This is a genomic window from Caldicellulosiruptor changbaiensis, from assembly GCF_003999255.1.
Taxonomy (GTDB): Bacteria; Bacillota; Thermoanaerobacteria; order Caldicellulosiruptorales; family Caldicellulosiruptoraceae; genus Caldicellulosiruptor; species Caldicellulosiruptor changbaiensis.
In genome coordinates this window covers 199,716-223,838 of record NZ_CP034791.1, presented here as the reverse complement: position 1 = coordinate 223,838, position 24,123 = coordinate 199,716, and the positions used below count along the sequence as shown (strand labels likewise).

25 protein-coding genes are annotated in these 24,123 nt (G+C 35.5%); 8 read left to right on the top strand and 17 right to left on the bottom strand.

Annotation, left to right across the window (positions count from 1 at the left end; all coding sequences use genetic code 11):
• Nucleotides 1-130: 130 nt before the first annotated feature.
• Nucleotides 131-685, top strand: coding sequence for a biotin transporter BioY (locus tag ELD05_RS01000; protein ID WP_127351006.1), 555 nt, complete (start codon nucleotides 131-133; stop codon nucleotides 683-685).
• Here the strand turns inward: ELD05_RS01000 and recD2 are convergent.
• Nucleotides 615-2,840 (bottom strand): SF1B family DNA helicase RecD2, encoded by a 2,226-nt coding sequence (gene recD2 / locus ELD05_RS00995; protein WP_127351005.1) that lies wholly within the window; start codon nucleotides 2,838-2,840, stop codon nucleotides 615-617. The genes ELD05_RS01000 and recD2 overlap by 71 nt on opposite strands.
• Before the next feature lie 371 nt (nucleotides 2,841-3,211).
• Here recD2 and spoVAE point away from each other — a divergent pair, with 371 nt between their 5' ends.
• Nucleotides 3,212-3,565 (top strand): stage V sporulation protein AE, encoded by a 354-nt coding sequence (gene spoVAE / locus ELD05_RS00990; protein WP_127351004.1) that lies wholly within the window; start codon nucleotides 3,212-3,214, stop codon nucleotides 3,563-3,565.
• A 68-nt stretch (nucleotides 3,566-3,633) separates the two neighbouring features.
• Here spoVAE and ELD05_RS00985 read toward each other — a convergent pair whose 3' ends face one another.
• From ELD05_RS00985 to ELD05_RS00975, 3 genes are read right to left on the bottom strand one after another with little or no spacing between them, the layout of a single operon-like run.
• Complete coding sequence (locus ELD05_RS00985; protein WP_127351003.1) at nucleotides 3,634-4,263, bottom strand: SOS response-associated peptidase; 630 nt, start codon at nucleotides 4,261-4,263, stop codon at nucleotides 3,634-3,636.
• A gap of 1 nt (nucleotide 4,264) precedes the next feature.
• Nucleotides 4,265-5,104 carry an HAD-IIA family hydrolase gene (locus tag ELD05_RS00980; RefSeq protein WP_127351002.1) on the bottom strand — a complete coding sequence of 280 codons (840 nt, stop codon included), beginning with the start codon at nucleotides 5,102-5,104 and terminating at the stop codon, nucleotides 4,265-4,267.
• Complete coding sequence (locus ELD05_RS00975) at nucleotides 5,094-6,371, bottom strand: glycosyltransferase (RefSeq protein ID WP_127351001.1); 1,278 nt, start codon at nucleotides 6,369-6,371, stop codon at nucleotides 5,094-5,096. The genes ELD05_RS00980 and ELD05_RS00975 overlap by 11 nt, the downstream gene beginning before the upstream one ends.
• 242 nt (nucleotides 6,372-6,613) lie before the next feature.
• On the opposite strand from ELD05_RS00975, the gene ELD05_RS00970 reads away from it, so the two are divergent.
• The 4 genes from ELD05_RS00970 to ELD05_RS00955 all read left to right on the top strand — a co-directional run bounded on the left by ELD05_RS00970 (nucleotide 6,614) and on the right by ELD05_RS00955 (nucleotide 10,992).
• Complete coding sequence (locus ELD05_RS00970) at nucleotides 6,614-6,976, top strand: ArsR/SmtB family transcription factor (protein ID WP_127351000.1); 363 nt, start codon at nucleotides 6,614-6,616, stop codon at nucleotides 6,974-6,976.
• A 33-nt stretch (nucleotides 6,977-7,009) separates the two neighbouring features.
• Nucleotides 7,010-9,106 (top strand): heavy metal translocating P-type ATPase, encoded by a 2,097-nt coding sequence (locus tag ELD05_RS00965; RefSeq protein WP_164742557.1) that lies wholly within the window; start codon nucleotides 7,010-7,012, stop codon nucleotides 9,104-9,106.
• 105 nt (nucleotides 9,107-9,211) lie between these two features.
• The gene (locus ELD05_RS00960; RefSeq protein ID WP_127350999.1) at nucleotides 9,212-10,429 is read left to right on the top strand and encodes an RNA-guided endonuclease InsQ/TnpB family protein; all 1,218 of its coding nucleotides are present in this window, start codon (nucleotides 9,212-9,214) and stop codon (nucleotides 10,427-10,429) included.
• 146 nt (nucleotides 10,430-10,575) lie between these two features.
• Nucleotides 10,576-10,992 (top strand): bifunctional nuclease family protein, encoded by a 417-nt coding sequence (locus ELD05_RS00955; protein ID WP_127350998.1) that lies wholly within the window; start codon nucleotides 10,576-10,578, stop codon nucleotides 10,990-10,992.
• Between the two features lie 5 nt (nucleotides 10,993-10,997).
• Here the strand turns inward: ELD05_RS00955 and ELD05_RS00950 are convergent, their stop codons facing one another.
• From ELD05_RS00950 to ELD05_RS00905, 10 genes are all read right to left on the bottom strand, one after another.
• Nucleotides 10,998-12,464: a PIG-L deacetylase family protein gene (locus ELD05_RS00950; protein ID WP_127350997.1), complete on the bottom strand. Its 1,467-nt coding sequence runs from the start codon at nucleotides 12,462-12,464 to the stop codon at nucleotides 10,998-11,000.
• 454 nt (nucleotides 12,465-12,918) lie between these two features.
• Nucleotides 12,919-13,467 (bottom strand): hypothetical protein, encoded by a 549-nt coding sequence (locus ELD05_RS00945; protein ID WP_127350996.1) that lies wholly within the window; start codon nucleotides 13,465-13,467, stop codon nucleotides 12,919-12,921.
• Nucleotides 13,468-13,474: 7 nt separating this feature from the next.
• Nucleotides 13,475-14,713 (bottom strand): AAA family ATPase, encoded by a 1,239-nt coding sequence (locus ELD05_RS00940; protein WP_127350995.1) that lies wholly within the window; start codon nucleotides 14,711-14,713, stop codon nucleotides 13,475-13,477.
• Nucleotides 14,714-14,767: 54 nt separating this feature from the next.
• The gene (locus ELD05_RS00935; protein WP_127350994.1) at nucleotides 14,768-15,364 is read right to left on the bottom strand and encodes a TatD family nuclease-associated radical SAM protein; all 597 of its coding nucleotides are present in this window, start codon (nucleotides 15,362-15,364) and stop codon (nucleotides 14,768-14,770) included.
• A gap of 41 nt (nucleotides 15,365-15,405) precedes the next feature.
• The gene (locus tag ELD05_RS00930) at nucleotides 15,406-16,170 is read right to left on the bottom strand and encodes a TatD family hydrolase (RefSeq protein WP_127352899.1); all 765 of its coding nucleotides are present in this window, start codon (nucleotides 16,168-16,170) and stop codon (nucleotides 15,406-15,408) included.
• Nucleotides 16,170-18,137: a methionine--tRNA ligase gene (gene metG / locus ELD05_RS00925; protein WP_127350993.1), complete on the bottom strand. Its 1,968-nt coding sequence runs from the start codon at nucleotides 18,135-18,137 to the stop codon at nucleotides 16,170-16,172. The genes ELD05_RS00930 and metG overlap by 1 nt, the downstream gene beginning before the upstream one ends.
• Nucleotides 18,138-18,193: 56 nt before the next feature.
• A complete protein-coding gene (locus tag ELD05_RS00920; protein WP_127350992.1) occupies nucleotides 18,194-18,754 on the bottom strand; it encodes a DUF6512 family protein in 561 nt (186 codons plus the stop codon).
• Between the two features lie 2 nt (nucleotides 18,755-18,756).
• Nucleotides 18,757-19,485 carry a 2-phosphosulfolactate phosphatase family protein gene (locus ELD05_RS00915; protein ID WP_127350991.1) on the bottom strand — a complete coding sequence of 243 codons (729 nt, stop codon included), beginning with the start codon at nucleotides 19,483-19,485 and terminating at the stop codon, nucleotides 18,757-18,759.
• A 25-nt stretch (nucleotides 19,486-19,510) separates the two neighbouring features.
• Nucleotides 19,511-20,170: a nucleotidyl transferase AbiEii/AbiGii toxin family protein gene (locus tag ELD05_RS00910; protein ID WP_241243550.1), complete on the bottom strand. Its 660-nt coding sequence runs from the start codon at nucleotides 20,168-20,170 to the stop codon at nucleotides 19,511-19,513.
• A 12-nt stretch (nucleotides 20,171-20,182) separates the two neighbouring features.
• A complete protein-coding gene (locus ELD05_RS00905; protein ID WP_241243549.1) occupies nucleotides 20,183-20,539 on the bottom strand; it encodes a DUF6922 domain-containing protein in 357 nt (118 codons plus the stop codon).
• A gap of 108 nt (nucleotides 20,540-20,647) precedes the next feature.
• On the opposite strand from ELD05_RS00905, the gene ELD05_RS00900 reads away from it, so the two are divergent.
• Nucleotides 20,648-21,199: a hypothetical protein gene (locus ELD05_RS00900; RefSeq protein ID WP_127350989.1), complete on the top strand. Its 552-nt coding sequence runs from the start codon at nucleotides 20,648-20,650 to the stop codon at nucleotides 21,197-21,199.
• 167 nt (nucleotides 21,200-21,366) lie between these two features.
• Here ELD05_RS00900 and cheB read toward each other — a convergent pair whose 3' ends face one another.
• Nucleotides 21,367-22,434 (bottom strand): chemotaxis-specific protein-glutamate methyltransferase CheB, encoded by a 1,068-nt coding sequence (gene cheB / locus ELD05_RS00895; protein ID WP_127350988.1) that lies wholly within the window; start codon nucleotides 22,432-22,434, stop codon nucleotides 21,367-21,369.
• Nucleotides 22,435-22,681: 247 nt separating this feature from the next.
• On the opposite strand from cheB, the gene ELD05_RS00890 reads away from it, so the two are divergent.
• Nucleotides 22,682-23,140 carry a DUF3842 family protein gene (locus tag ELD05_RS00890; protein ID WP_127350987.1) on the top strand — a complete coding sequence of 153 codons (459 nt, stop codon included), beginning with the start codon at nucleotides 22,682-22,684 and terminating at the stop codon, nucleotides 23,138-23,140.
• Here the strand turns inward: ELD05_RS00890 and ELD05_RS00885 are convergent.
• Together ELD05_RS00885 and tsaA are read right to left on the bottom strand one after the other, a co-directional pair.
• Nucleotides 23,116-23,655 carry an FmdE family protein gene (locus ELD05_RS00885; protein WP_127350986.1) on the bottom strand — a complete coding sequence of 180 codons (540 nt, stop codon included), beginning with the start codon at nucleotides 23,653-23,655 and terminating at the stop codon, nucleotides 23,116-23,118. The genes ELD05_RS00890 and ELD05_RS00885 overlap by 25 nt on opposite strands.
• A gap of 23 nt (nucleotides 23,656-23,678) precedes the next feature.
• Entirely contained in the window at nucleotides 23,679-24,113 is a 435-nt protein-coding gene (tsaA, locus tag ELD05_RS00880; protein ID WP_127350985.1) for a tRNA (N6-threonylcarbamoyladenosine(37)-N6)-methyltransferase TrmO, read from the bottom strand.
• Nucleotides 24,114-24,123 lie beyond the last annotated feature (10 nt).

Here is a 24,123-nt window from a genome sequence, read left to right as displayed (position 1 = left end):
ATCTCATTTATTTAAATTCTTTTCATTTTTCCAAACCACCCATCATCCTTCTTGACAATTGTCTATTTCCTTGCTATATTTTTAGTAAACCATTTTTAAATAAAAAGTTTACTTTAAGGGGGCAAAAAATATGGAATATACAAAGAGCACATATACAACAAAAATGCTTGTTCTTTCTGCTCTTTTTGCAGCAGTTGTTGCTGCATGTAGCCAAATTTCAATTCAAATTGGGCCTGTGCCGTTTACTATGCAGGTTTTGGCAATTTTCTTGGCAAGCTTAATTTTGCCACCAAAGTATGCTTTTTTAAGCCTTCTTGTCTATGACCTTTTGGGTGCTGTTGGTATTCCTGTTTTCGCAGGGTTTACTGGTGGGCTTTCTAAGTTTGTTGGCCCAACAGGTGGGTATTTAATAGCTTTTCCAATTGCTGCATTTGTAACAAGCTATATAAATACAAAAAAGCCAATAAAAAATGATATTATAAACGCAGCTTTTGCTCTCATTGTTGGTTTGTGCTTAATTTATACATTGGGATTTTTGTTTTTAGCAGTTGCTGCTCATCTTACTTTAAAAAAGGCTTTTTTGGTAGGTGTTGCACCATTTGTAATACCTGATATTATAAAGCTTGCAATTGCGTATCTTTTAGCTTCCTTTTTAAAAAGTCGTAAAGTGCTGAATATCGCATAGCCTCTTTTTGGTTTGCTATCATGTACTCTAAGGCACTTTTTTTACCCACCAGCACAACAAGTTCCTTTGCGCGCGTAACTGCTGTGTACAGAAGGTTTCTTGTCATTAAAATCGGGTAGGTCTCAACAACTGGCATTACAATGCACCTAAACTCAGACCCTTGGGATTTGTGAACAGTCATGGCATAAGAAAGCTCCAAGTCGTCCAAGAGAGAAAAGTCGTAAAATACAAGCTTGTCATCGTCAAATACAATCTCCATTGCACCGCCTGCCCTGTCAATGTCCTTTATAACCCCAATATCGCCGTTGAATATCCCTGTTGAGACCTTGCCCTTCTCTTCACCTTCTATAATTGTAAATTCAAGTGAGTAGTTGTTCTTTATTTGCATCACCTTGTCGCCGACTCTGAAAGTGTTTTCTTTGTAGACAACCTCCTTTTTAGACCCATCTTTGGGATTTAAATACTGCTGAAGTACCCTGTTTATATTGTACATCCCCACAACTCCTTTTTTAGATGGACACAAAACCTGAATGTCTGTCAGTGGGTCGGCTGATAAATAGTTTGGCAGCTTTTTTGTTACAAGTTCAACAATGGTTTTTAGTATTTCCTCTTGAGAATTTTTTTGAATGAAATAAAAATCACTGTTTTTCTGAAGGTATGGAAACTCACCATTGTTTATCCTGTGTGCGTTTAAAACTATAAAGCTGTCTTCACTTTGTCTATACACTTCAGTAAGCCTTACATATGGAACAACATCGCTTCGTATCAGGTCTTTTAATATATTTCCTGCACCAACAGAAGGGAGCTGGTCTTTATCGCCAACTAAAACAAGTCTTGTTGTATCTTTTGTCGCAGAAAGAAGATAGTACATAATGTAGCTGTCAACCATGCTCATCTCATCAACTATAATGACATCACATCTCAAGGGATTATTGGGTCCTTTTTGAAAAAACACTTGAGAATCTGTTACAGTCATTTCCAAAAGCCTGTGAATAGTCTTTGCCTCTTTTTCACATTGCTGCTGCATCCTCTTTGCTGCCCTTCCAGTTGGTGCACACAAGAAAACCTTTTTGCCTTCCTGCTCAAATATCTCAATTATACATTTTATAATTGTAGTCTTTCCTGTGCCGGGCCCCCCAGTAATCACACTCACACCTTGAGTTAGGGCCATTTTGATAGCTTTTTTCTGATTCTGAGAAAATACTATGCTGTTTTTCTTTTCAAACTCAGAGATTCTTTCATCTATGTCTAAAATGTCATCATATTCCTTTAGCATTGAGGCAATCTTTTCCGCGATATACCTTTCACACTCAAAAAATCCATATAAAAAGACCATCTCAAGACCGTCAACAGTATCAATAACAACCCTTTTTGCTTTTATAAGACTATCAAGGGCTTCTTCAACCTTCTCTGTATCTTGTTCAAGCGCCTTTGAAACAAACAAAATGAGTTTTTCTTTTGGAAGGCATGTATGCCCTTCATTATTGCTACCCATGTTTAAAAGATTTACAATCTTTGCTGAGATTCTTCTCATATCATCAGGTGAAACTCCCAAGTCAAATGCAAGCCTGTCCACTTTTTTAAAGTCAAGCTCTGGAAATACGTCAAGCAAAAAATAGGGGTTGTCGTAAAGTAGCCCCAAAGCTGAAAAACCATATAATTTAAAAAGTCTCATTGCATGGTTTTGTGAAAGTCCATACTGGGAAAATATTGTCATGATGTCTTTTAAAAACTTCTGGAATGAAAACATATTCTTTATTCTCTCAACCTTCTCAGGTGTCATTCCGCGCACAGCCAAAAGCTTTTCAGGTTCTTCCTGCAAAATTCTCATTGTATCGTCGCCAAACATTTCCACAATCCTCTTTGCAGTCTTCTGCCCAATGCCTTTTATGACACCTGAAGAGAGGTAGAGGTAAATCTCATCCTTTGTCTCCGGCAAAAGCTTTTCAAGGTACGACACCTTTAGCTGCTGACCATAGACAGGGTGGACATAAAATTCACCATATACTTTTACTTTCTCACCAATTACAATGTCAGGTACAACTCCAACTGCTGTGAAAACCTCATCATCGCAGAGTATCTCAAACACTGTGTAATTGTTTTCTAAGTTTCTATATATAATGTCGCTTACCATGCCTTTTATGTCTTGAAGCATCTTATATAAATCCTCTCTTGCTGCAAAAATTTTTCTTTCTCTTGCTACATTATATCTTACTCCAAACCAAAAACATTCTCAAGCTCACATTCTTCTTTTATTGTGCACATTCCCTTTGCCCATATAAACATAAAATAGTGGCTAATGATACTTGCAGCAGTTATCCTGGTTTGTGGGGGAATAAGGATGAATCTAAAAGAAAAAAGTTCAATAATACCAGAGCATGGTAAAATCTATTGAGCCAAGGACAAATACTCTGAAAAACTGCCTTTTAGTGTTTTTTATAGGAGCATTCCTGTAATCGCCCATGTACTATCGATTGAAGTTGAATAGATTGTCACCTTTTTAATTCTGCAAAGGTGAAGATGACAATGGATTATCTAATGGCATTTGTAATAGGCGGTCTTATTTGTGTGATAGGTCAAATCTTGATTGACAAGACAAAATTGCCATCTGTAAGAGTGCTTGTGCTCTTTGTAACACTTGGTGCAATTTTGCAAGGTTTTGGACTTTATCAAAAGCTTGTTGACATTGTAGGAGCTGGTGCAACCGTTCCTTGGCCTGGGTTTGGCTACTCTTTAGCAAAAGGTGCTATTGAAGAGGTGAAAAAAATTGGATTTGTTGGGGCATTTACAGGGGGAGTATCAAGGACAGCTGGCGGCATTGCTGCAGCTGTGTTTTTTGGGTATATAATTGCGCTTATTTTTAATCCTAAGAGTAAATAGAATTTCTCATACTGGACTTTAAAAAATTCCTAAATCCAATGTTTTAGAACAAATGCAAATCTATCTCCTTACTCATTGATCCTTTCAATTTCCATTTCCCCCTCATATGGTTTTAGCACAGTCTCAAAAAGTTTCCTCAAGATTTTCTCATCACCTTTTTCAAAAAGCCACAAATCCTCATATTCTTTTTTTAGTACCACTGGCATTCTGTCATGAATTGGCTTAATTTGGAAATTTGGTTGCGTTGTGATAATTACAAATGCATCAATTTCAGTGTCATCTCCTAAATTGATTTTCTCGTAAAGCCCTGCCATGTAAAAAAGGCTTCTGTCCTGAGGCTTTATTAAAAGCTTTTGCTTGCTATCATCTTGCTTTTGCCACTCATAAAATCCGACTGCTGGAACAAGACACCTTTGATGAGCTATCTTTTTGAAAGTCCACTTTTCAAGCAAAGTCTCTGCCCTCGCGTTTATTATCACCTGCTTTTTGCCCTCAATAGGAAGACCCCAGCGGGCAATTGTAGCATCTTTCCCATCTTCACTTGCAACAACTACAGGGACAAGCTCTGTTGGGAAAATCTCTCCTATTTTGAGTTTGTCCAAAAATGGTGTACCATAAAATTTTTGATTAATTCTTTGTAAGATGTTTTTTATCTCTTCGATTTGTTCATCTGGCAAAAATAGATATCTTCCACACATTTCACTTTACACCCCTGTAAAGAATTTTCAAATTCTCATAGATATCCTTGATTGAGTTATATATCAAAGTAGGCTTTATCTGGAATTTTTCTACATCCTCATAAGTTGTCTCGCCAGATAAAACAAGAATTGAAATCATTCCATTGTCATTTGCCATCTTTATATCTGTATAGAGCCTGTCGCCAATCATAGCTATTTTGCTTTTTTCTACATTCTTAAACCTTGAGATGACATCAACAATTATCGAAGATGGCTTTCCTATAAAAAGAGGCTTTTTCTTTGTTGCATTTTCAAGCATTATACAGATTGAACCACAATCTGGAATGTACTCACCACCGTCAAGAGGGCAAACTAAATCAGGGTTTGTTGCCAAAAATGGCACTCCTTTTCTTATAAGCTTGCAAGCATCTAGAAGCTTTTTGTAGGTAAGTTCTGTGTCAAACCCAACAATCAGATAATCTACATCTTCTTTTTCAATGCTACCTACAACATTTATCCCAAAACTTTTGAGTTCATCTTTCAAAGACCGAGTTCCGACAACATAAGCGCTAATAGCACTTCTTTGGTTAATACTTTTAAGATAAATAGCAGTCGCCTGACCTGAGGTAAGTAAATTCTCTTTTGCAATCTCAATTCCCATTTTTGATAACTTTTTTAAGTAGTCATCAGAGCTTTTTGATGAGTTGTTTGTCAAAAACAAAAACTCTTTATTATTTTCTTTTAAAAGCTGTATAAACTCCTTGCTGCCCTCAAATAACCTGTCGCCAAGATAGATTGTGCCATCCATGTCTAGTAAAAAAAGATCTATTTTCCGTAGCAGCTCAAACTTATTATTTTCCATGTTTTAGCCCAGCTCCTTTTTTTGATTGTGCAAGCTTTATCACAGTATTCACAAACTCCTCATACGCTTTTTGAGCATTGAACTTTTCTTCCCATGTCTTTCTTGCCTCAATACAAAATCTCTGATACTCTATCTCTGGCATTTCAATAAATCTTTTTATTAACGATGAGAGCCTATCTGCTGAAAAATCTTTTTCAAGCAAATAACCATTTGATCCATCTTTTACAATCTCACGCACACCGCCAACGTCTGTTGCCACAACTGGTATTCCAAATGACATTGCCTCCATGATTGAAACTGGAAGACCTTCAGATGAGCTTGTATTTACAAACAGGTTGAAATTCTCTTTGGCATAAAGCTCTGTAATTCTATCGTTCGGCATAAATCCCAGAAAATTGTAGCTAATATTTTCTTTTTTTGAAAGTTTCTCATCTGCATAATTTTTTATGTTTCCAAAAAGATCACCATCACCTATGTGAATCCATGAGATTTCATAGTCTGTAATCTTCTCAAGACCATCTATTATTTTTTCAACCCTTTTGACAGATACAACCCTTGCACAGCTGACTATCTTAAAAGGCTTTGATCTTTTCTTGTTAAGATTTATTTCATAGTCATTGAAAGTTCCAAGGTATGAAACGACTGCTTTGTCTGTGTTATACTTTTTATTTATATAATCTGCTCCCATCTTAGAGCATGTAAACACTTTGTCAATGCGATTTATTATAAACTCTTTACAGGGCTGAGGGTAAAGTTCTCTATATAGGTCTGAGCCATGCGCTCTTGAGATTTTTAGCGCAACAGGCTTTTTAAAAAGAGAAATAGCAAATGCCAAAAAGTGAAACCAATAGGAATAAAGGACTGTATCCTTTGGGTCAATTCCTTCTTTTTCAAATAGTTTGCTAAGATTTTTCAATGTTATGCTTGTCAAAAAGATCCATCTAAAAATCATCCAAAGATAGAGTATCTTATACCTAATTGTGCTTTTTTGAAAAACTGCCTTGAAGGCTTCTTTTATTGCAAGTCCTATTAGCCTTGGAGAAATAAATAAAACATCCTTTATTGTGTACTCAACATCCCACACTTTTACCTTTTCGTGGGGTTTGTATTTGTCACCGTTTTTTAATTTTTTGGGTAAAATCTTGCCCGCTTGAACTGGCAGAATATAGATCGTGTCAAAAGCCTTACAAAGAAAATCTATCTCGTTTCCCACAAACACATCCCTTTTAGGATGGGGATAGCCAATTGTAAGGAGTATAAGGTTCACCTGTCAAACCCCCAAAAAAATTTTTTACAATCCTCTTCTTTTCAAGTGTAGCACTTGAAAAGATTTTGCGTCAAGGATTTCAAAATTATATTGCCATCTTTCAAGCTAAAAATCCTGTGGTGGTTGACAAGACAATACAAAAAGATATATAATGAACATATGAATAATTGTTCATATGTTTTTTAAAATAGAATCTTAATTATTTTTGCTTAACAATCCACCAGTGATTTGAGGTGAAATGAATGTCAAAAAAGCTTGAAATTTGCTCATGCACAGTGATTCATCAGGACATCCTTGAAAAGGTTAAAAAAGATTTACCTGATGATGAGAAGCTATTTGATCTATCTGAGTTTTTTAAAGTGTTTTCTGATTCCACAAGAGTGAAGATTTTAAGCGCACTTTTGATATCAGAGATGTGTGTATGCGATTTAGCAGCGCTGCTTCAGGTAACGCAGTCGGCAATATCTCACCAGCTGCGGCTTTTAAAGGCATTTAGGTTGGTTAAGAGCAGAAAAGAAGGAAAAGTGGTCTATTACAGCTTAAACGATGACCATGTAAAAAGTATATTAGAGCTTGGGCTTTTGCACCTTTCAGAAAAAGCTTGATTTGTTTACAAAAATTAATAACATCAAAAGGGGATGGCAAATTTGACAAATGGCAAGGTTGAACTCATATTAGAAAATCTTTCTTGTGCAAACTGTGCATCTAAAATTGAGGAAAGGGTAAATAGCCTATACTTTGTCAAAAGTGCAAATTTGAACTTTGTCACAAAAAAGCTCACAGCTGAAATCTCACCTAACAATTATAAACTCTTTTTAGAGAGTGTTACCAGAATTGTAAATGAAATTGAGCCGAACGTGAGAGTTTTAGAGGCAGAAGCTGAAAAGCCTGTGGTTGATATAAAAGATCTGTCTTTGATAATTCTGTCAATTCTCTTTTTTGTAATTGGACTTTTTATTTACAAAAGAACTTGGTGGGGACTTATATTTTTTGTTTTGGCATACATTTTAGCGGGAAAAGATGTAATAAAAAAGTTTTTGAAAAATCTACTACGATTAAAAGTCTTTGATGAAAATTTCTTGATGACAGTTGCAACAATCTCTGCCTTTTTGCTCAAAGAATATCCTGAAGCAGTTCTTGTTATGCTTCTTTACAAAATAGGCGAGCTACTTGAAGAGACAGCAATCAGAAGGTCAAGAAAGACTATAAATTCCTTGAAAAACCTTGAAATTGAATATGCAAACCTGAAGATTGAAAATGAAATAAAAAGGGTAAATCCAAAAGACATCGTTCCTGGCGATACTGTCATTGTCAAAGCAGGTGAAAAAGTACCTATTGATGGAGTTGTAGCAGCAGGCAGCTGTTTTTTGGACACATCTGCAATCACAGGCGAGTCAAGGCTAATTCCTGTGGAGGAAAACGATGAGGTCTTTGCAGGGTCAATAAATATTGATGGGACAATAGAAGTCTTAGCAAAGAGCTTTTATAAAGACTCTACAATTTCAAAGATAATAGAGATAGTAGAAAATGCAACATCCAAAAAATCACAGCTTGAGAGGTTCATTACCTCTTTTGCAAAGGTTTATACACCTATTGTTACGCTCTTTGCTCTTTTGGTAGCACTCTTACCACCGCTTTTGTTTTCACAGCCATTTGACAAGTGGGTTTATAGGGCACTGATATTCTTGATTGTCTCTTGCCCGTGCAGCCTTGTTTTATCTGTCCCGCTTTCCTACTTTGCAGGGGTCGCAAAACTCTCCAGAGATTCAATACTTACAAAAGGTACAACATATATCGATAAGATGGCAGGAAAAATATATGCCATTCTTTTTGATAAAACTGGAACAATTACGCAAGGTACTCTTAAAGTTGATAAAGTTGTGACAAAAGGTATTTCTCATGAAGAGTTTGTACTATTTCTTTGCCACATAGAAAGCTTTTCAAACCATCCAATTGCCATTTCTATCACCAATGAATTTAAAACCAAAGTTGATACAAGCTCAGTAAAAGAGGTAAAAGAGTGGCCTGGTAAAGGAATAGAAGGTATTGTTTTTGGGAAAAAGGTCATTGCTGGAACAAAAGAGTTTTTAGGAGAAAAGGGTGTAGAGGTGGACATAGAAGAAAAAAGCTTTCTTTCAACTACAGTGTATGTAGCCGTTGATGGTAGGTTTTGCGGATATGTTGTTTTGAAGGACTTTCTCAAACCAGATATAAAAGATGCATTGAATGGGTTAAAAAAACTTGGAATAAAGACTTACCTACTTACAGGTGACAAAAAGGAAGCTGCTCAAGAAGTGGCAAGTGAAGTTGACTTTGATGGAGTTTTTGCTAATCTTCTTCCTCAAGACAAGGTAAAGATTGCTGAAGACATAAAGAAAGAAGCTAAAAATGCAACAGTCGCATTTGTAGGTGACGGGATAAATGACTCTCCTGCCTTGGCTGCATGTGATGTTGGAATTTCGTTCGCACAGAACGCCTCAAGTATTGCAACTGCGGCAGCAGATGTAATACTTCTTGAAAATTCAATCAGCAAAATTTTGGATTTGATAAAAGTCTCAAGGTTTGTTCGCAAAGTTGTAATCCAAAATATTGCAATTTCGCTCTCTGTAAAGTTTTTAGTTATGGCTTTGGGTGCACTGGGTTTTGCAAATCTTTGGGAGGCAGTTTTGGCAGATGTCGGTGTTGCTTTAATTGCCATTTTGAACTCACTTAGAATTTTAAAAAATCAAAAATAATTTTTTCTAAAATCTTTATCAAAAATTAAGCAAGAAGACTCCATCTTCTACAAGATGGTGATAAATTGCCAGAGATATGATACAATATTCTTAAGGTAATGCTAAATGTACAAAACACAGAAAAATCACATAAGGTGTGATAAACAAACATATAAGCTGTGGCGAGTATTGTGCCATATTTCAAAAAATCTGTACAACTATGCTCTCTATCACATAAGGCAGCATTATTTCAATACTCGGCAATATCTGCGATATGAAAGTGTATATCATATTGTAAAGGAAAACGAAAACTACAGACTTTTGCCATCACAGATTGCACAGCAAACACTTGTTTGTGTAGATGAAGCATTTAAATCATTTTTCAAGCTTATTGTGGCAAAGAAAGAGGGTAAAGCTGTCAAAAAAGTTTCAATGCCGAAGTACCTTCCCAGAGATGGTATGTTTCTTCTGAGTTTTCCGAAAGACCAGTTCAAGGCAGAAGATGATAAACTAAGACTTAGCCTTGGCAGGGATTTTGCAAAAGAGTTTGGAGTAAGATACCTGTATTTCGACCTGCCAGCTACTGTTTTAGGTAAGAAAATAAAAGAAGTCAGGATAATACCGAGGTTTCATGGCAGATGGTTTGAGATTGAGTATGTGTATGAGGAAGAAGAGAAGTGTTACAGTCTTGACAGAAGCAAGTTTTTAGCGATAGACCTGGGGCTTGACAATTTTGCAGCGGTGGTTGATACCATCGGGACTGCCTTTTTGATAGAAGGCAGGTATATAAAGTCAGTCAACCGATGGTACAACAAAGAAAAGGCAAGACTGCAAAGTGTATATTCAAAGCAGGGAATTAAGTGTGGTTCAAAACTTGCAAAGATTTCTCTCAAGAGGCAACATATACTGGACAACTTTTTAAATCAGGCGGTGAGTTTCATAATCAAGCACTGTTTAGGAAATCGAATAGGGACAGTAGTGGTAGGGAAGATGGATAATATAAAACAGGGTATAGAACTTGGCAGGGTGAACAATCAGAATTTTGTGGGGATACCGTATGAGAAATTCAAGAGGAAACTTAAATCAAAGTGTGAAGAGTATGGGATAGAGTACGTTGAAGTAGATGAGAGTTATACGTCCCAGAAGTGCAGCAGATGCGGAGTTTTAAGGAAGAGTAACAGGAAGCACAGGAGATTGTATGTTTGTAGGGAATGTGGGAGTGTAATGAATGCAGATATAAATGGAGCGGTAAACATACTTGCGAAAGTAGCTGGTGAGTTTGCCGCAGAGCAAATAACCAGTAGTGGGTGTGTGAACCATCCTGTGAAAATAAGGGTAGCTTGAGAAGCTGCCAGACTTCTCGCGAAGCCATCCACCTCTTTAAGGTGGATGGTAGTTCACTTGACCCCTTGCTTTGTGTCATAATATTAGAGTAAGGGGTTTTTTGCTTGGTTGTAAATTATTCCAATTTAAAAGAGGTGCTATTCACTATGATTGAAATGTACGTTTTAAACGTTGCATTTTTCCAAGAAGGTGGGGGATTTGCGGTCCTGCTGTGTGACAAAAACAACAAAATGGTACTCCCTATCTTTATTGGACCTTTAGAGGCACAGTCAATCGCACTTGCACTTGAAAAGCAGCAACTTCCACGCCCAATCACACATGATTTGATGGTTAACATCTTTCAAAAATTTGGTATTTCAATTCAAAAGGTTGTAATCACTGATATCAAAGATGGAACTTACTATGCAGAGCTTTATCTTAGGGACTACAATAATGTCATATCTGTCATAGACTCAAGACCAAGCGATGCAATTGCACTTGCTCTCAGAACCAACAGCCCTATCTATATGGCGCCAAAGCTTATTGAATTTACTTACAAGTACGAAGAGCTGATACCTCAATAAAGGTTTTATTTTAGCAGTATCACCCTCCATGCGCTTCTGTCAAGCTGACGGCCTAAAAACTCTGTCCTGAGACTTAAAAATAGCATATTTGCGTTTTGTAAATCTTTCTTTGGTAAAACTATCTTCATATAATTTTTGTTTCTTTGGAATTTTGAATTGTCTAAAGAAAACTGAGGAGTTGTCATAGTTTTTACACTCTTCATTTTACTTCCTGAAATTTGTATATACATCCTTCCAAGATATTTTTGGTCTTTGAATGCACGAATGTGAAGGTAATAGTTAATAAGTCTTTTTGCGGACCCAACCATTCTGATACCAATATATATATTTTTGCTGTCATGTGCAGCATAGATACTATCTATGTCTGCACCTTTTTCAAAAATAAGCGACCATATATCATGCGTTGGTTCTTCTATCACCAGATATTTAGGCGAAAACAGGTCGTCACCCTCATACCTTTTGGCAATGCTATTGCCAAGCTTTGCAAAAAGCTCGTTTTGTCTTATAAAAGCCTCTAAAAACCCTCGCATAACCTTTATCTGAGAATGATAATCTGAAATAGAGTTTGCTTTTTTCTCTATCATAAAACCATCAAGTGGCACCTGATACCATTCGGTGTCTGTGAATGCAAGTTTAAATGGTGGTACTAAAAACATGTCCGGGTGCTTGCCAAACGGAGTTGGCCAGTCGCCTCTGTGGACAAGGTACTGCCATTCTTCACCTTTATATCCCAATTGGAGAAGTGAAAACTTAACAAACGCAGAGGTTGCCCAGTGGTCAGGATGCTGGTCACGTGAGTATGGGTATATAATCAAATCTGGCTCAAATGACTTTATTATACTTTCTATGTTTTTCACAACGTTTACACCTTTGTATTGGACATTTTTCTCATAGGAATTTGAATATGGACTATGAAAGGTTCGGGTAAGAGGATTAAAATAGCTCACTTTTGAGTCAAAGTACTTTTCCCAAAGATACCTCAAACCCCTATCAGGGTATCCTAAGAAAATGATATTCTTCCTGTCAATCCCTAAATCCTCAAGCGCATGAATGGTCTCTTTTTGACGGAGATACCCAAATCTAATATAATCTTTGGCTTTTAATCTAATCTTTCCAAAGTTTTGCCCAGCTGCTCTTGTAAACCCATCGCCGTTTGTCATCACAACAACCTTAACTTTGCTACCTGCTGCAAGTGCTTTTTGAATGACCCCTGCAGATGAGAGTGTTTCATCGTCACAGTGTGGTGCAAATATGAGTATTCTTTTATAATTTTCTGGTTTAAGTTCAGGTAGCTGGGTTGAGAAATAGTAGTTTGAAAGATATTCTTTTACCAAAAACAAAAGTACATTTGCTAAAATCCAAATAGCAAAGATGTAGAGGATGTATTTGCGTTTAAATCTTCTTTTTTTCTCTTTTTGAGTTTTCCTAAAAACTACTCCACTCTTTTCTTGACCCAATCTGTATTTTGCCATGTTGCTTTTAAAATTCCCCTTTGACAAAAAAGATGCCTTATTCTATTTTACAATATTTTTTAAAAAGCTTGCATTAAAAAATTCCCCCAAAATCGCAAGCGGGCAGAAGCTCTTTTGCTTGTAGAGCTCCTGCCCGCTTTCTATATAAAAGGAGGAAATGAATCGGGGGGGATTCTACTGTATGTATTTTTTAAAAACTCAAGGGGGTTGTCCGCAGCATTTCTTTGTTGTCTGTCCCTTGCTCCACTCTTTACAGTTTTAATTATATGTTTTTTGTATACACCAATCAATACCAAAAATAAATGAACTTTTTCAAAGTTTTTATTTTATTTTTGTAAATGTGGTTATGTGAATAATTGACCTATATGAATAAATTATTTTCTCTATTTTATATGTTTTCAACAATACGAAAATTTTTAAACATTACATTTAGAAAAACTATAAAAAAGAGATTCTATTCAATATACTTTTCCATAAAGTATTTAAAAGACTTATTGCGGTTTTTAGCCTTTTCTACTGAAAAATTCTTTATAAGCTCTATCATGAAATCTGTCCTGTCAAAATTTCGCGGAATAATCTTATTAAAATCTTCCTTTGACAACTTTTCGGTATTATTAATTGTAAACTTTGAAATTCCAAACTCTGAAAAAAAATTATCTTCTGCACCTGCTAAGTACCAGCTTTCTATTTCTTTCTTGACAACGAGTATATTTTCTTTGTCTATATTCTTTACTAAATTTGTAATTTGTTCTTTTTTATATGTAACGCAGGGTGAGTCGTCTATATCTACCACAAAAATATAGTCATTATTACTTTTTAAAAAAGCTCTTATGTAGTTGGAGTATTTTTGTAAATTTTTTGTACTTTTGTACTCATCACCTCCATATTTTATGATATGAACAAAAGAATATTTAGAAGAAAGTTTTGGTTCTAATATACGTTTAAAAAACCTCTCATCATCTGGACCTTCTACTAAAATATATATTCCTTTGCTACAGTTCATTAATTATTTATCCCCCTACCTCAAGAAGATTTTGAACAAAGAGTTCTTCTATCCCCAAATCATTTTCCAAAAATATCTTTACCTCATCTTTTTCAAGTGGACGATAAATTTTTGAAAATCCATCTCTACCACGAGAAACCAAAAGGAGATTATTAACCCCTGCATATTTTACAACCTCAGGATTATGCGTAGTAACAATAATCTGCTTTTTTCGTGAAATTTCTTTCATCATTTCAATAACTTTTGAAATAAGAAAAGGATGAATATTCCTTTCGGGTTCTTCAAAGATAACAAACTTTTTTCTCTCAAAATATAACGCAATTATCATTGCTATTACATTAATAGTCCCATCAGAAAGCAATGATGCAGGAATATCCTTTTTTTCAAAGTATGATTCTTGGAGCTTGAAAAGCAAAGACTTATCAGGTAATTTTTCTACAGTCAGATTATTAACAAATGGCAAAACGTCACTTACTAAATTAAAAAGTTTTCGCCTTTTTTCTTCATTTTCTAAAATGTTTTTTAACACTATTGAAAGATTGCTGCCATTTTCTTCTAATTCAGCTTTACCTGTAATTGGAGCCGCCTCTTTGGACTTTTTTGGATCAAAATCGTAAATCGAAATATTACGGAATATATTATCTATCGTCAATCGCCGCCAGATAAAAAACAAAGGCGTTTGAATTAGCAGAATGTTCTGGGGTAAAGAATCCATTTTTAAATATAAAAGCGGAATAAGACTTTCCACTTTCTCCTCAATACCTTTTGGAAAAATTCCGTACATTACTTTATCTTTTTTATGGGACAGTCTGATTTCACCCTCAATAATTTTCCCATCTTCATCTTTAAATTTAAACTTTTGAAGCAAACAATCGTTAACAATTTTAAAACCTGGCGCTCCTTTTTTCTCTTTTAGAGAAAACTCATACCTCATTTCATGGAAAGTCATTTCAATGTTTTGCTTTGTATTTACGATTTTTTCATTATCTTCTATTTCGCACACTATACTAATTGATAATTCTTCACCTCGGCCAACTTTTAAATTAGTAAGATATTCAATATCTCCTTGGATGGACACAGCATTTTCTAAACCAAGATTCATAATATCGCGTAGAAATTTGAATACTTGGACAAAATTTGACTTTCCTGAAGCATTCGCACCAATAACCACGTTAAAATCTTTTAGCTCTACATTTATTTCTTTGAAGCTTTTGAAGTTTTTAATGCTTAAACTTCTTAATTTCATTAAAAGACACCTCAATTTATTTTTATAGTCCTAATAAATTCACCTTATTCTATATTATCCCTCATACGCTCTCAATTTAAAATTTACACCAAGTTTTTTTGCAATTTCCTTGCACCTGTCTATCTCCTCTTCATCTATGACCGTATCTACACACGAAACCCACACTTCTTTTATGTATTTTTTGCTTTCTTTTATAAACTCAATCACATGGTCATATATGTCTTCATAAAATGGTCTACAAATCTCATTGTACTTTTGTTTGTTTGAAGCGTTAAGACTTATCGAAATTCTGTCAATAAGGCCGTGAAGAAGCTGTGGAACATTTTTCTTGTGAATGTAAGAGGCATGGCCATTTGTGTTGACTCTCAAGGGCACAGATGTCTTTTCTTTTAGCCTTTTTGCAACCTCAATCACAGTATCAAGTCTTATAAGTGGCTCACCATAGCCGCAAAAGACAATTTCGTCATACTTTTGCGGGTCTTTTATGCTATTTAAAATCTCATCTACTGTTGGGTCTTTTTCAAGCCACAGGTCATACCCCTCACCAAGACCTCTTGGCGTGTTTCTTATACAGAATATGCATGAGTTTGTGCATTTGTTTGTAACATTGATATATAGCTTGTTGTCAATTGTGTATGTTATCATTCCCATCTTTACTTTGATTCATCTCCCATCTTTTTTGTTTTTTAGCCTTATTTAATACCAAACACATCCATGGCATTTTGGGTTGTTTTTTCAATTACCTCATCTTCAGATACTCCCTTTATCTCTGCAATTTTTGTTATCACATACTTTAAATATGTTGAATCATTGCGCTTACCTCTGTGCGGATGAGGAGTAAGATAAGGGCTGTCTGTTTCAAGCATCAAAAGTTCAAGCGGGTACTCTTTTACAACCTCAATAAGCTTTTTTGCATTCTGAAAAGTGACAACACCACCAACAGAGATATATATCCCATGTTTTCTTAAAATCCTGCTCATCTCAACACTTCCTGAATAGCAGTGAATCAAAATTGGTATTTTGCCAATTGCATGTTCTTGTAAAATGTCGAGTGTGTCTTTGTGCGCTTCTCTTGAGTGAACAACAATGGGAAGATTTAATTTTTTTGCAACCTCAATCTGGTGGACAAAAACCTCTTTTTGCACATCCCTTGGCGAAAAATCGTAATGGTAATCAAGACCTATCTCACCAATTGCAACATTCTTTTCATATTTGGCAAGCTCAAAAAGATCATCTTCAAAATCTTTTGGTGCATCTTTTGCCTCATGAGGATGAATTCCCACACTTATATAAATGTGGTCATACATTTTTGCAATTTCAATATTCTCTTTTGATGACTCAATAGATGAAGAGGATGAGATGGCAATAATTCCCTGTTGTTTTAGCCTTGCCATCACATCCTCTAAGTCATCCAAAAATGCTTCATCGTCATAATGAGCATGAACATCAACTATCATCACTTTACCTTTGCACCCTCTTTGATGTCTTTTTCAGGAGTAATTAGGCAAAGCTCATCATCGATTGACGCTGCCAAAAGCATGCCCTGTGACTCAACACCACGCAGTTTTGCAGGCTTTAGATTTGCAACAACCACAATCTTTTTGCCAATGAGCTGCTCGGGTGAATAGTGTTTTGCAATGCCTGCAACTATCTGGCGCTTTTCATCCCCTAAGTCAACAATGAGCTTAAGTAGCTTGTCTGCACCTTCAATCTTTTCTGCTTCTAAAATCTTGGCAACTCTGAGTTCAATTTTCGAAAAATCTTCTATTGAAATATACTCTTTCTTTTCATCTACTTTTTTGTCATCTGCAGGGACAGCACCTTCTATTTTGGTAACATCAGTTTTATTTTGCTCTTGCACTTCCTTCTCCTCCTTTTTATCAACTATCCTCGGGAAAAGTGGCTGGTCTCTTTTCACTTTTGTGCCATCTCTAATTAGCCCAAATGTTGCTGCTGACTCCCAAGATGTTATATCAGGATTTTCTTCTTTTGAAATTCCAAGCTGGGCAAGCATCTTTGGTGTTGTCTGTGGCATAAATGGTTCTATCAATATTGCCACAATTCTCAAAACCTCTGCTAAGTTGTACAAAACTGTTTTTAGTCGCGGATACTTTGATTTGTCCTTGCCAAGCACCCACGGCATTGTCTCATCTATATACTTATTCGCTCTTGCAATCAGCTTCCAGATTTCTATCAAGGCATTTGAAAATTGAAGCTCATCAAGATACTTGCATACTTTTTCGTATACTTCTTTTGCTAAGGTTATTAGTTCATTGTCAAGATCTTCTTTTTCTTCAGGAAGATGGATAATTCCATCAAAGTACTTTTCAATCATTGCAACTGTTCTTGATAAAAGATTTCCAAGGTCATTTGCAAGGTCACTGTTGTGTCTTGTCTTTAGAGCATCTTCTGAAAAGTGACCATCAGCACCAAACGGAATCTCTCTTAAGAGGAAATATCTTAGGCTATCAACTCCATACTTTTGCGCAAGTATTACTGGGTCCACTACATTCCCTTTTGACTTTGACATCTTGCCACCCTCTAAAAGCAGCCAGCCATGACCAAACACCATCTTTGGAAGAGGAAGACCCAGTGCCATCAGCATTGCCGGCCAAATTATTGTGTGGAATCTCACAATTTCTTTTCCAACAAGGTGAACATCTGCCGGCCAATACTTTTTGAACTTGCTGTCATCCTCGCTCATATACCCCAGTGCTGTTATATAGTTTGAAAGTGCGTCTATCCAGACATAGATCACATGCTTGGGGTCAAATGGCACAGGAATTCCCCATTTTATAGTTGTTCGCGAAACGCACACATCTTCAAGTCCTGGTTTTATAAAGTTGTTTATCATCTCGTTTGCACGCGACTGGGGAACTATGAAGTCTGGATGCTCTTCAATGTATTTTATAAGTGCATCTTGGTATTTTGAAAGCCTGAAAAAGTAGCTCTCTTCTCTTGCTCTTTCAACAGGTCTGCCGCAGTCAGGGCACTTGCCATCAACAAGCTGTCTGTCAAGCCAGAACGACTCACACGGTGTGCAGTACCAACCCTCATACTCGCTCTTGTAGATATCGCCCTGCTCATAAAGCTTTGTAAATATCTTCTGGACAACCTTCTTGTGGCGCTCTTCTGTTGTTCTAATAAAGTCATCATATGAGATGTTCATAAGCTTCCAAAGGTCTTTTATTGACGCAACTATTTCATCAACATACTCTTGAGGAGTCTTGCCCACCTCCTGAGCTTTCCTTTCTATCTTTTGTCCATGCTCATCTGTGCCTGTCAGGAAAAACACGTCATATCCTCTGAGTCTTTTGTACCTTGCAATGGTGTCTGCTGCAACTGTGCAGTATGTGTGACCTATGTGAAGCTTATCAGATGGATAGTATATAGGCGTTGTTATATAAAACTTTGGTTTACCCATGAACCATTTTCCTCCTCTTTTTGAAACTTTTTAATATTTGAAATATATTTTTACATCTACATTCCGTAACGCTTGTGAGCAAAATCGTAAAAAAGTTCTGGAATTTTGGGTGGAAAGTATGTAAATAGTGGAAACAAAATCAGCATGATAATTAAAAGTAGTACAAACGGCGCTTTTTTTATCTTTCTATTTGACAGTGTTATTCCAAGTGAAACAAGCTGAGCAATTATTACTGCTAAGACAAGAGTGAGTATATCAAGAATTAGGTTGTCTTCTAAAAATGCTGTATAGGTGTAGAAAAACACCGCTGTTAAAAATGGTATTAAAAATAGCGCAACTGATTTTCCTACAATAAAATTGTCAAACTTCTTTCCATAAATGATAAATTCAATTATGTAAAAAATCAACCCCCCGAAAAATCCAATTTTAAGATGCTCCCATACACTCTCATTGACTGCAAAAATCACAGCAGAGGCCTTTATTCTGCTGAAAAAGTCAAATCCAAAGTGAAGTAAGCTTGAGATTGCAATGATTACAAATATGCCTACAATAGATGTTATCTTGGCTCTTTTTTTATAAATTCTTTTTGAGTATGAAGAAAGATAGATTTCGAACATTTTCACACCTTCTCTACTACCAAGTTTTTATACTCACATACACAATCTATAAAGTCTTTCTTGAGACAAAATTGAAGGTCAGCTTCAAAGCCAATCCTTTTTAAATGATTATAGTGATATGAATATTTTAATATTTCATGAGGGTCATTTTCAAATTTTTTATAAAGCACATGTGATGCAAGAGAAAGATCATCCAAAAACGCATTTGGAAAATTCTCTTTAAATAAATCGACAAAATAGCCAGCACAAAGGATATCCTCAAGGGTAAATTTCTCCTCTGTTCCGGCACACACAATTGAGATTGTGTCAACGCTATACTGTAGAGCCTCTTTTATAATATACTCTGCAGTTTTTTTAGCATTTATAAATGAACCAAGAAAGATTCGCTTTGCAAAGGATGCCTTCTTGAGCGCTCTTGTGCCGTTTGTTGTTGTCATAACCACAGTTTTGCCAAACACAACTTCCTTTTTGTACGAAAGAGGTGAGTTGTCAAGGTCAAAACCTTCAATTTTTAAGCCGCCTCTCTCTCCTCCAAGAAGAACGCTTTCATCTAACTTCTTAAAAAGCCTTGCCTCAGAAATATCCTCAACAGGAATTATTCTCTTTGCACCATTTGAAATGGCACAAATCATGGTAGATGTTGCCCTGAGAAGGTCAATAACAATGGCATATGAGTCTTTTAAAACCTCATCAGTTACCTCTTTGTAGTGTGAAAATGTCATTACCTTCAAGATGGTACACCTTCTTTCTTGAAAATTATTGTTCTATTAATTTGATTAATTTCCGACAACTATCTAAGAAAAACCTCTTGACATTATCCCAGTCAAGTCTAATGAACATCTTGGGCATTGCTTCATCATCAGCATCATCAAAGTAGCAGAGACTCATAAGGATATGATAAAGATTTACCATTTTGTTTGGAAATTTTTGTGGAAGAAACTTAACAAGCTCCTCTAACTTTATTCCTGATTGACATATACAGTACAAATCAATAAAATCTTTTTTTGAGCCTCTTGAAGAAATAGCAACTAATTTCATCACACCTATATCTATTTTTGAAGCAATTTTCAAGCCTTTTATTTCAGTTGGTATTACAAGATTATCTAATAAAGGATTAGGATAATATAGCCATGTTACCCTAACTCCATCTAAAAGCATATGAAGAGTATCTTTTGCTGAGTACAATATGTTTATATCGCCTACTTTTTCCAATTTATATATTATATAGTCGCTTGAAAATTCTATTGGTGAAAAAAAGTCGAAGTCCTCTGAAACTCTATGTCCAAGCTGCAAAGCAAGTCCTGTCCCCCCACCTAAGTAAAACTCTCCAATTACATCACTTTTTACAATCTTATTTAGAACTTCATATCTTTGATACTCTAAAACATTAAAAAACATCTTAACGCTAACCTCCATTTTGAAATACCCCTAAAACGGAAACATCCCTTCCATCTTTTTGAAAACCTCAAAACACCTCATTTCATCCTCTTTCAAATTGAAATATAGTTGCCAAAATCTTGCAGGTTTTTTCAAAAGACTTCTGCTATTTTTTACCACATCTTTAATCTCTTCTTTTGAATATGTGCTAAATAGCCACTTTATGCAATCTTGGTCTCCAAAGTTAAGAAGGCGCGTGATGATAAATGCTTTGTGCCTCTGAATGTCTAAATCTTCAAATTCAATATCCCAAAAGAATTTTTTAAACTTTTCGGGTATTTGAGTTTGGCTGTCCATCTTAAAATCATAAGCCCCCAAAAGAGTTTGCTTTAACTTTATATATACCATACTTGAGCAAAAAGATACACATCTTTTTTGAAAACTTTTGAGTAAGAATTGTGGTATAATAAAAATATGAGGGGATATCCAAAAAAGTATAAAAAGAGTTGAGGTAAAATGGTAGGTATATCATACATTAGTTCAAAATCTTTGATAAACACTTTTTCGCAGAGTTTGCAAAATTCAATTGACTATACAATAATTTCTCAAGGAAATGTTTTGAACAATTTGAAAAACAACATAACACCTGATAAAGTAGCTATCCTTGAAAAGCAAGCACAACTTCCAAGTTTCGAAAACCAGCTTAAAATATACAGTCCAGAAATCCTAAGCTCCAAATCAGGTTTAGAGGTAGTACAAAACAGTTTTGAGCAGATGCCAGATCTGTCCTCACCAAGTACTTTAGTTGAAATAGCAAACCAGCTAAATCTTCTAAAAAAAGGAGTTTTGACATCATACCAAACTTTTCAAGAACAAGACATTACTATGCTCTCCAGTAGTTATTTATTTTTGACCAAAGGACTGTCAGCTGATGATTTAAAAAATCTTATGAGCAATAACATCCCTATTTTGCAAGACATTATGATGTATACTTATAGTCCTCAAAATGGAGTTGTACCTTATTTGCAGAGCAATTTTTCAACTTCTGTTTTGGATGTGAAGGTATAGGAATAGAGTGGTGTAATTACCGTTAAGATAGCACATTTGGTTTTCAGCCTTAATTGTAAAAAGTGTATAATCCCTTTGAATCTTCACTGAACATTTATCTTAGGCAGTGTGAATATATCGATGTGTCTTTAATCTTAAAGGGATATTTTAAATTTATTATTTTAGGTTTATACCTCATTTAAAAGTCTTATAATCTCATCTGTACTTAGTACTGCTTCTGCCGCTCCCTTTTCTATGGCGACTCTTGGCATGCCAAAAACTACGCATGATTCTTTGCTTTGCGCAATTGTCAAGGCACCCTGATTTTTCATTTCCAAAAGACCATTTGCTCCATCACAGCCCATTCCAGTCATGATTATGCCTGTTGCATTTTTCCCGTACCATTCAGCTACTGAACTGAATAAAATATCACAAGATGGTTTGTGGCTATTCACCTTTTCGACATTTTCAAGAAGTCTTAAGTAATACTTTCCTAAGATCTTTTCAACAGCAAGATGCACTCCACCTTTTGCTATATAAATTACACCATTTTCAATCTTTTCACCATCTTCGGCTTCTTTCACTTGTCTTTGAGAAAGTTTGCAAAGTCTTTCAGCCAAGGCTTTTGTAAATGCTGGTGGCATGTGCTGAACAACCAATATTGGAATCGAAAAATCTTTCTTAAGATTTGTAAAAATCTTTTCTAAAACAGGGGGACCTCCTGTCGAAATTCCAATTGCTATTACTTTACTTTCTCTTAGCTTATCCACTAAATAATTAGGAGTACCAGCTTTAAGACCCTCAAGATAACTTAAAACTTTAGGTCTGTCTTTCTCTATCTTACTTTTTTTACGGCTAAACTCTCTTCCTGTTAATATCCAGCGAACTTTATCTAACAGTTCTTTTTTAAATCCTTCAAATTCTTCTTTATTTGAGGGTTTTAATATGTAATCAATTGCACCTCTTGCAAGTGCTTCAAGAGTAATCTGGGCACCAGGTTCAGTATAAGCAGAAACCATTACAATTTTTGTTAATGGATTTATCTCCTTTAAATAGCCGATAAGTAAAAGACCATTCATATAAGGCATTTCATAGTCAATTAGTGCTAAATCAATGTTAAATAAACCAGCCTTTCTAATAGCAATAAGAGGATTTGTAGCTATAAAAACAACTATATCTTCTTCTAAACCCCTCAAAGCTCCTTTTATAACTTCACACATCAGTTCAGAGTCATCAACAATCAAGATCCTTTTCATAGTCTCCTTCACCATATAAAATTATTATTTGAGTATTTTGGAACTCCATACATGAGAAATTATACACAAAATTGTTGCAAATATTCAATTAAATTTTTTGCGATTTTTTGAAGGCAAAATAATACAAAAGCTATATAACTGAAAAATCAATAAAGATGATAGATAATTTTTTTTGACAACCAAATTTAAAAGGTTTTATAATTAAAATTACTTAAAAAACACAATGTCAAAGGATTGAGATACACACATGGTCATTGCAGTTTTAGACGGACAGGGTGCTGGAATTGGAAGGGAATTTATAAAAAGACTAAAAAAAGAATTTGAAGATAAAATAAAAGTTGTTGCGCTTGGAACTAACAAAGTGGCTATGCAGAACATGATCAAAAATGGTGCAGATGTAGGATATTGCGGTGAAGATGAAATTGTTTATTTTTTGACAAACTTTGTACCAGATGCAATTGTGGGTCCTATTGGAATTCTGACCTGTGGCGGAATAAACGGTGAAATTACTGCAAAGATAGCACATTTAGTTTTCAGCCTTGATTGCAAAAAGTACATAATTCCTTTGAATCTTCATGGAATATTTATTCCTGGCACTGTAAATCTATCTATGAAAGAGATATTTTCGCAGATAATTGAGGATATAAAAGAAACTTTAAAAAAAGAGAATGAGGAAAATTCCTATCTTCCCCATCCTCTTGAGTAGTCTTCATAGCAGTCAAGACACAAAAATTTGCCATCCAAAATTCTTACTCTGTGCTCTGCTGCTCTCTCTCCACAGTTTTCACATTTTAAAGAACGGAAAATTCGTGCCATATTTGGAACTTTGTCTTTTGGTTCTTTGTACTCGAAAATCTCATCCAAAGGCGCTTCAAGGATATACTGTAAGTTTTCTTCTCTTGACCTGTTTTCTGCAAAACCTTTGAACACAACTCTAATACCCTGATTTGTATCTCGCCTAAAAAATGTAAATGCCTGTTTGCCCCTGTCTTTGAAAATGAGATTACCTTTGCCAGCAGTACAGCCCAAAATGACTTGAATAGCATCAACACCACATGCATCGTTTTCTGTTATGCAAACTACTTCTTCATCCGAAGAAAACTCAAGAGAAAGCTTTTTTGCTGCTGCCTCACATGCCCTAAAACCTATTGCAAGACCTGGGCATATGTGCCCGTGAAACTCAGCTGCCTTTTTCCAGAAAAGTTCTTTTTCCCATGTCATATTAACACCACCTTTCAAACATGTCATTTGCTTTGTTCTTCAAAAATTTTTTCTTGTAACCCTTTGGGAATGTCAATTCTTTCATAATAAGGCTTTATGTCAATTACAGGCGAGCCATCTATTGCATCAAGCCCTTTTACAACAAGAACATTGCCTTTTCGGTCTATAAGCTCTGCAATATCTAAAAGTACTGGGTTTGGTCTGTTTGGAGACCTGCATGCAAAAACACCTTTGGGAACATCTGAAAATGGCGTCAAAGTTGTCAAAACCCCCCTATTTGACTGATGACCCCAATACAAAACAATTAAGTATCTTGCTTCTTCAATATCTTTTAATCCTTCAATATATTTTTCAAATATTTCTATATAGCAAATCTCTTCTGAATCTGCACCCTGCCGTGGCGCCTCTTCTTTTGTTTTATATGGACTGTGAATTATTCCTATTTTTACAAGTTCCATCAGTCCAAAA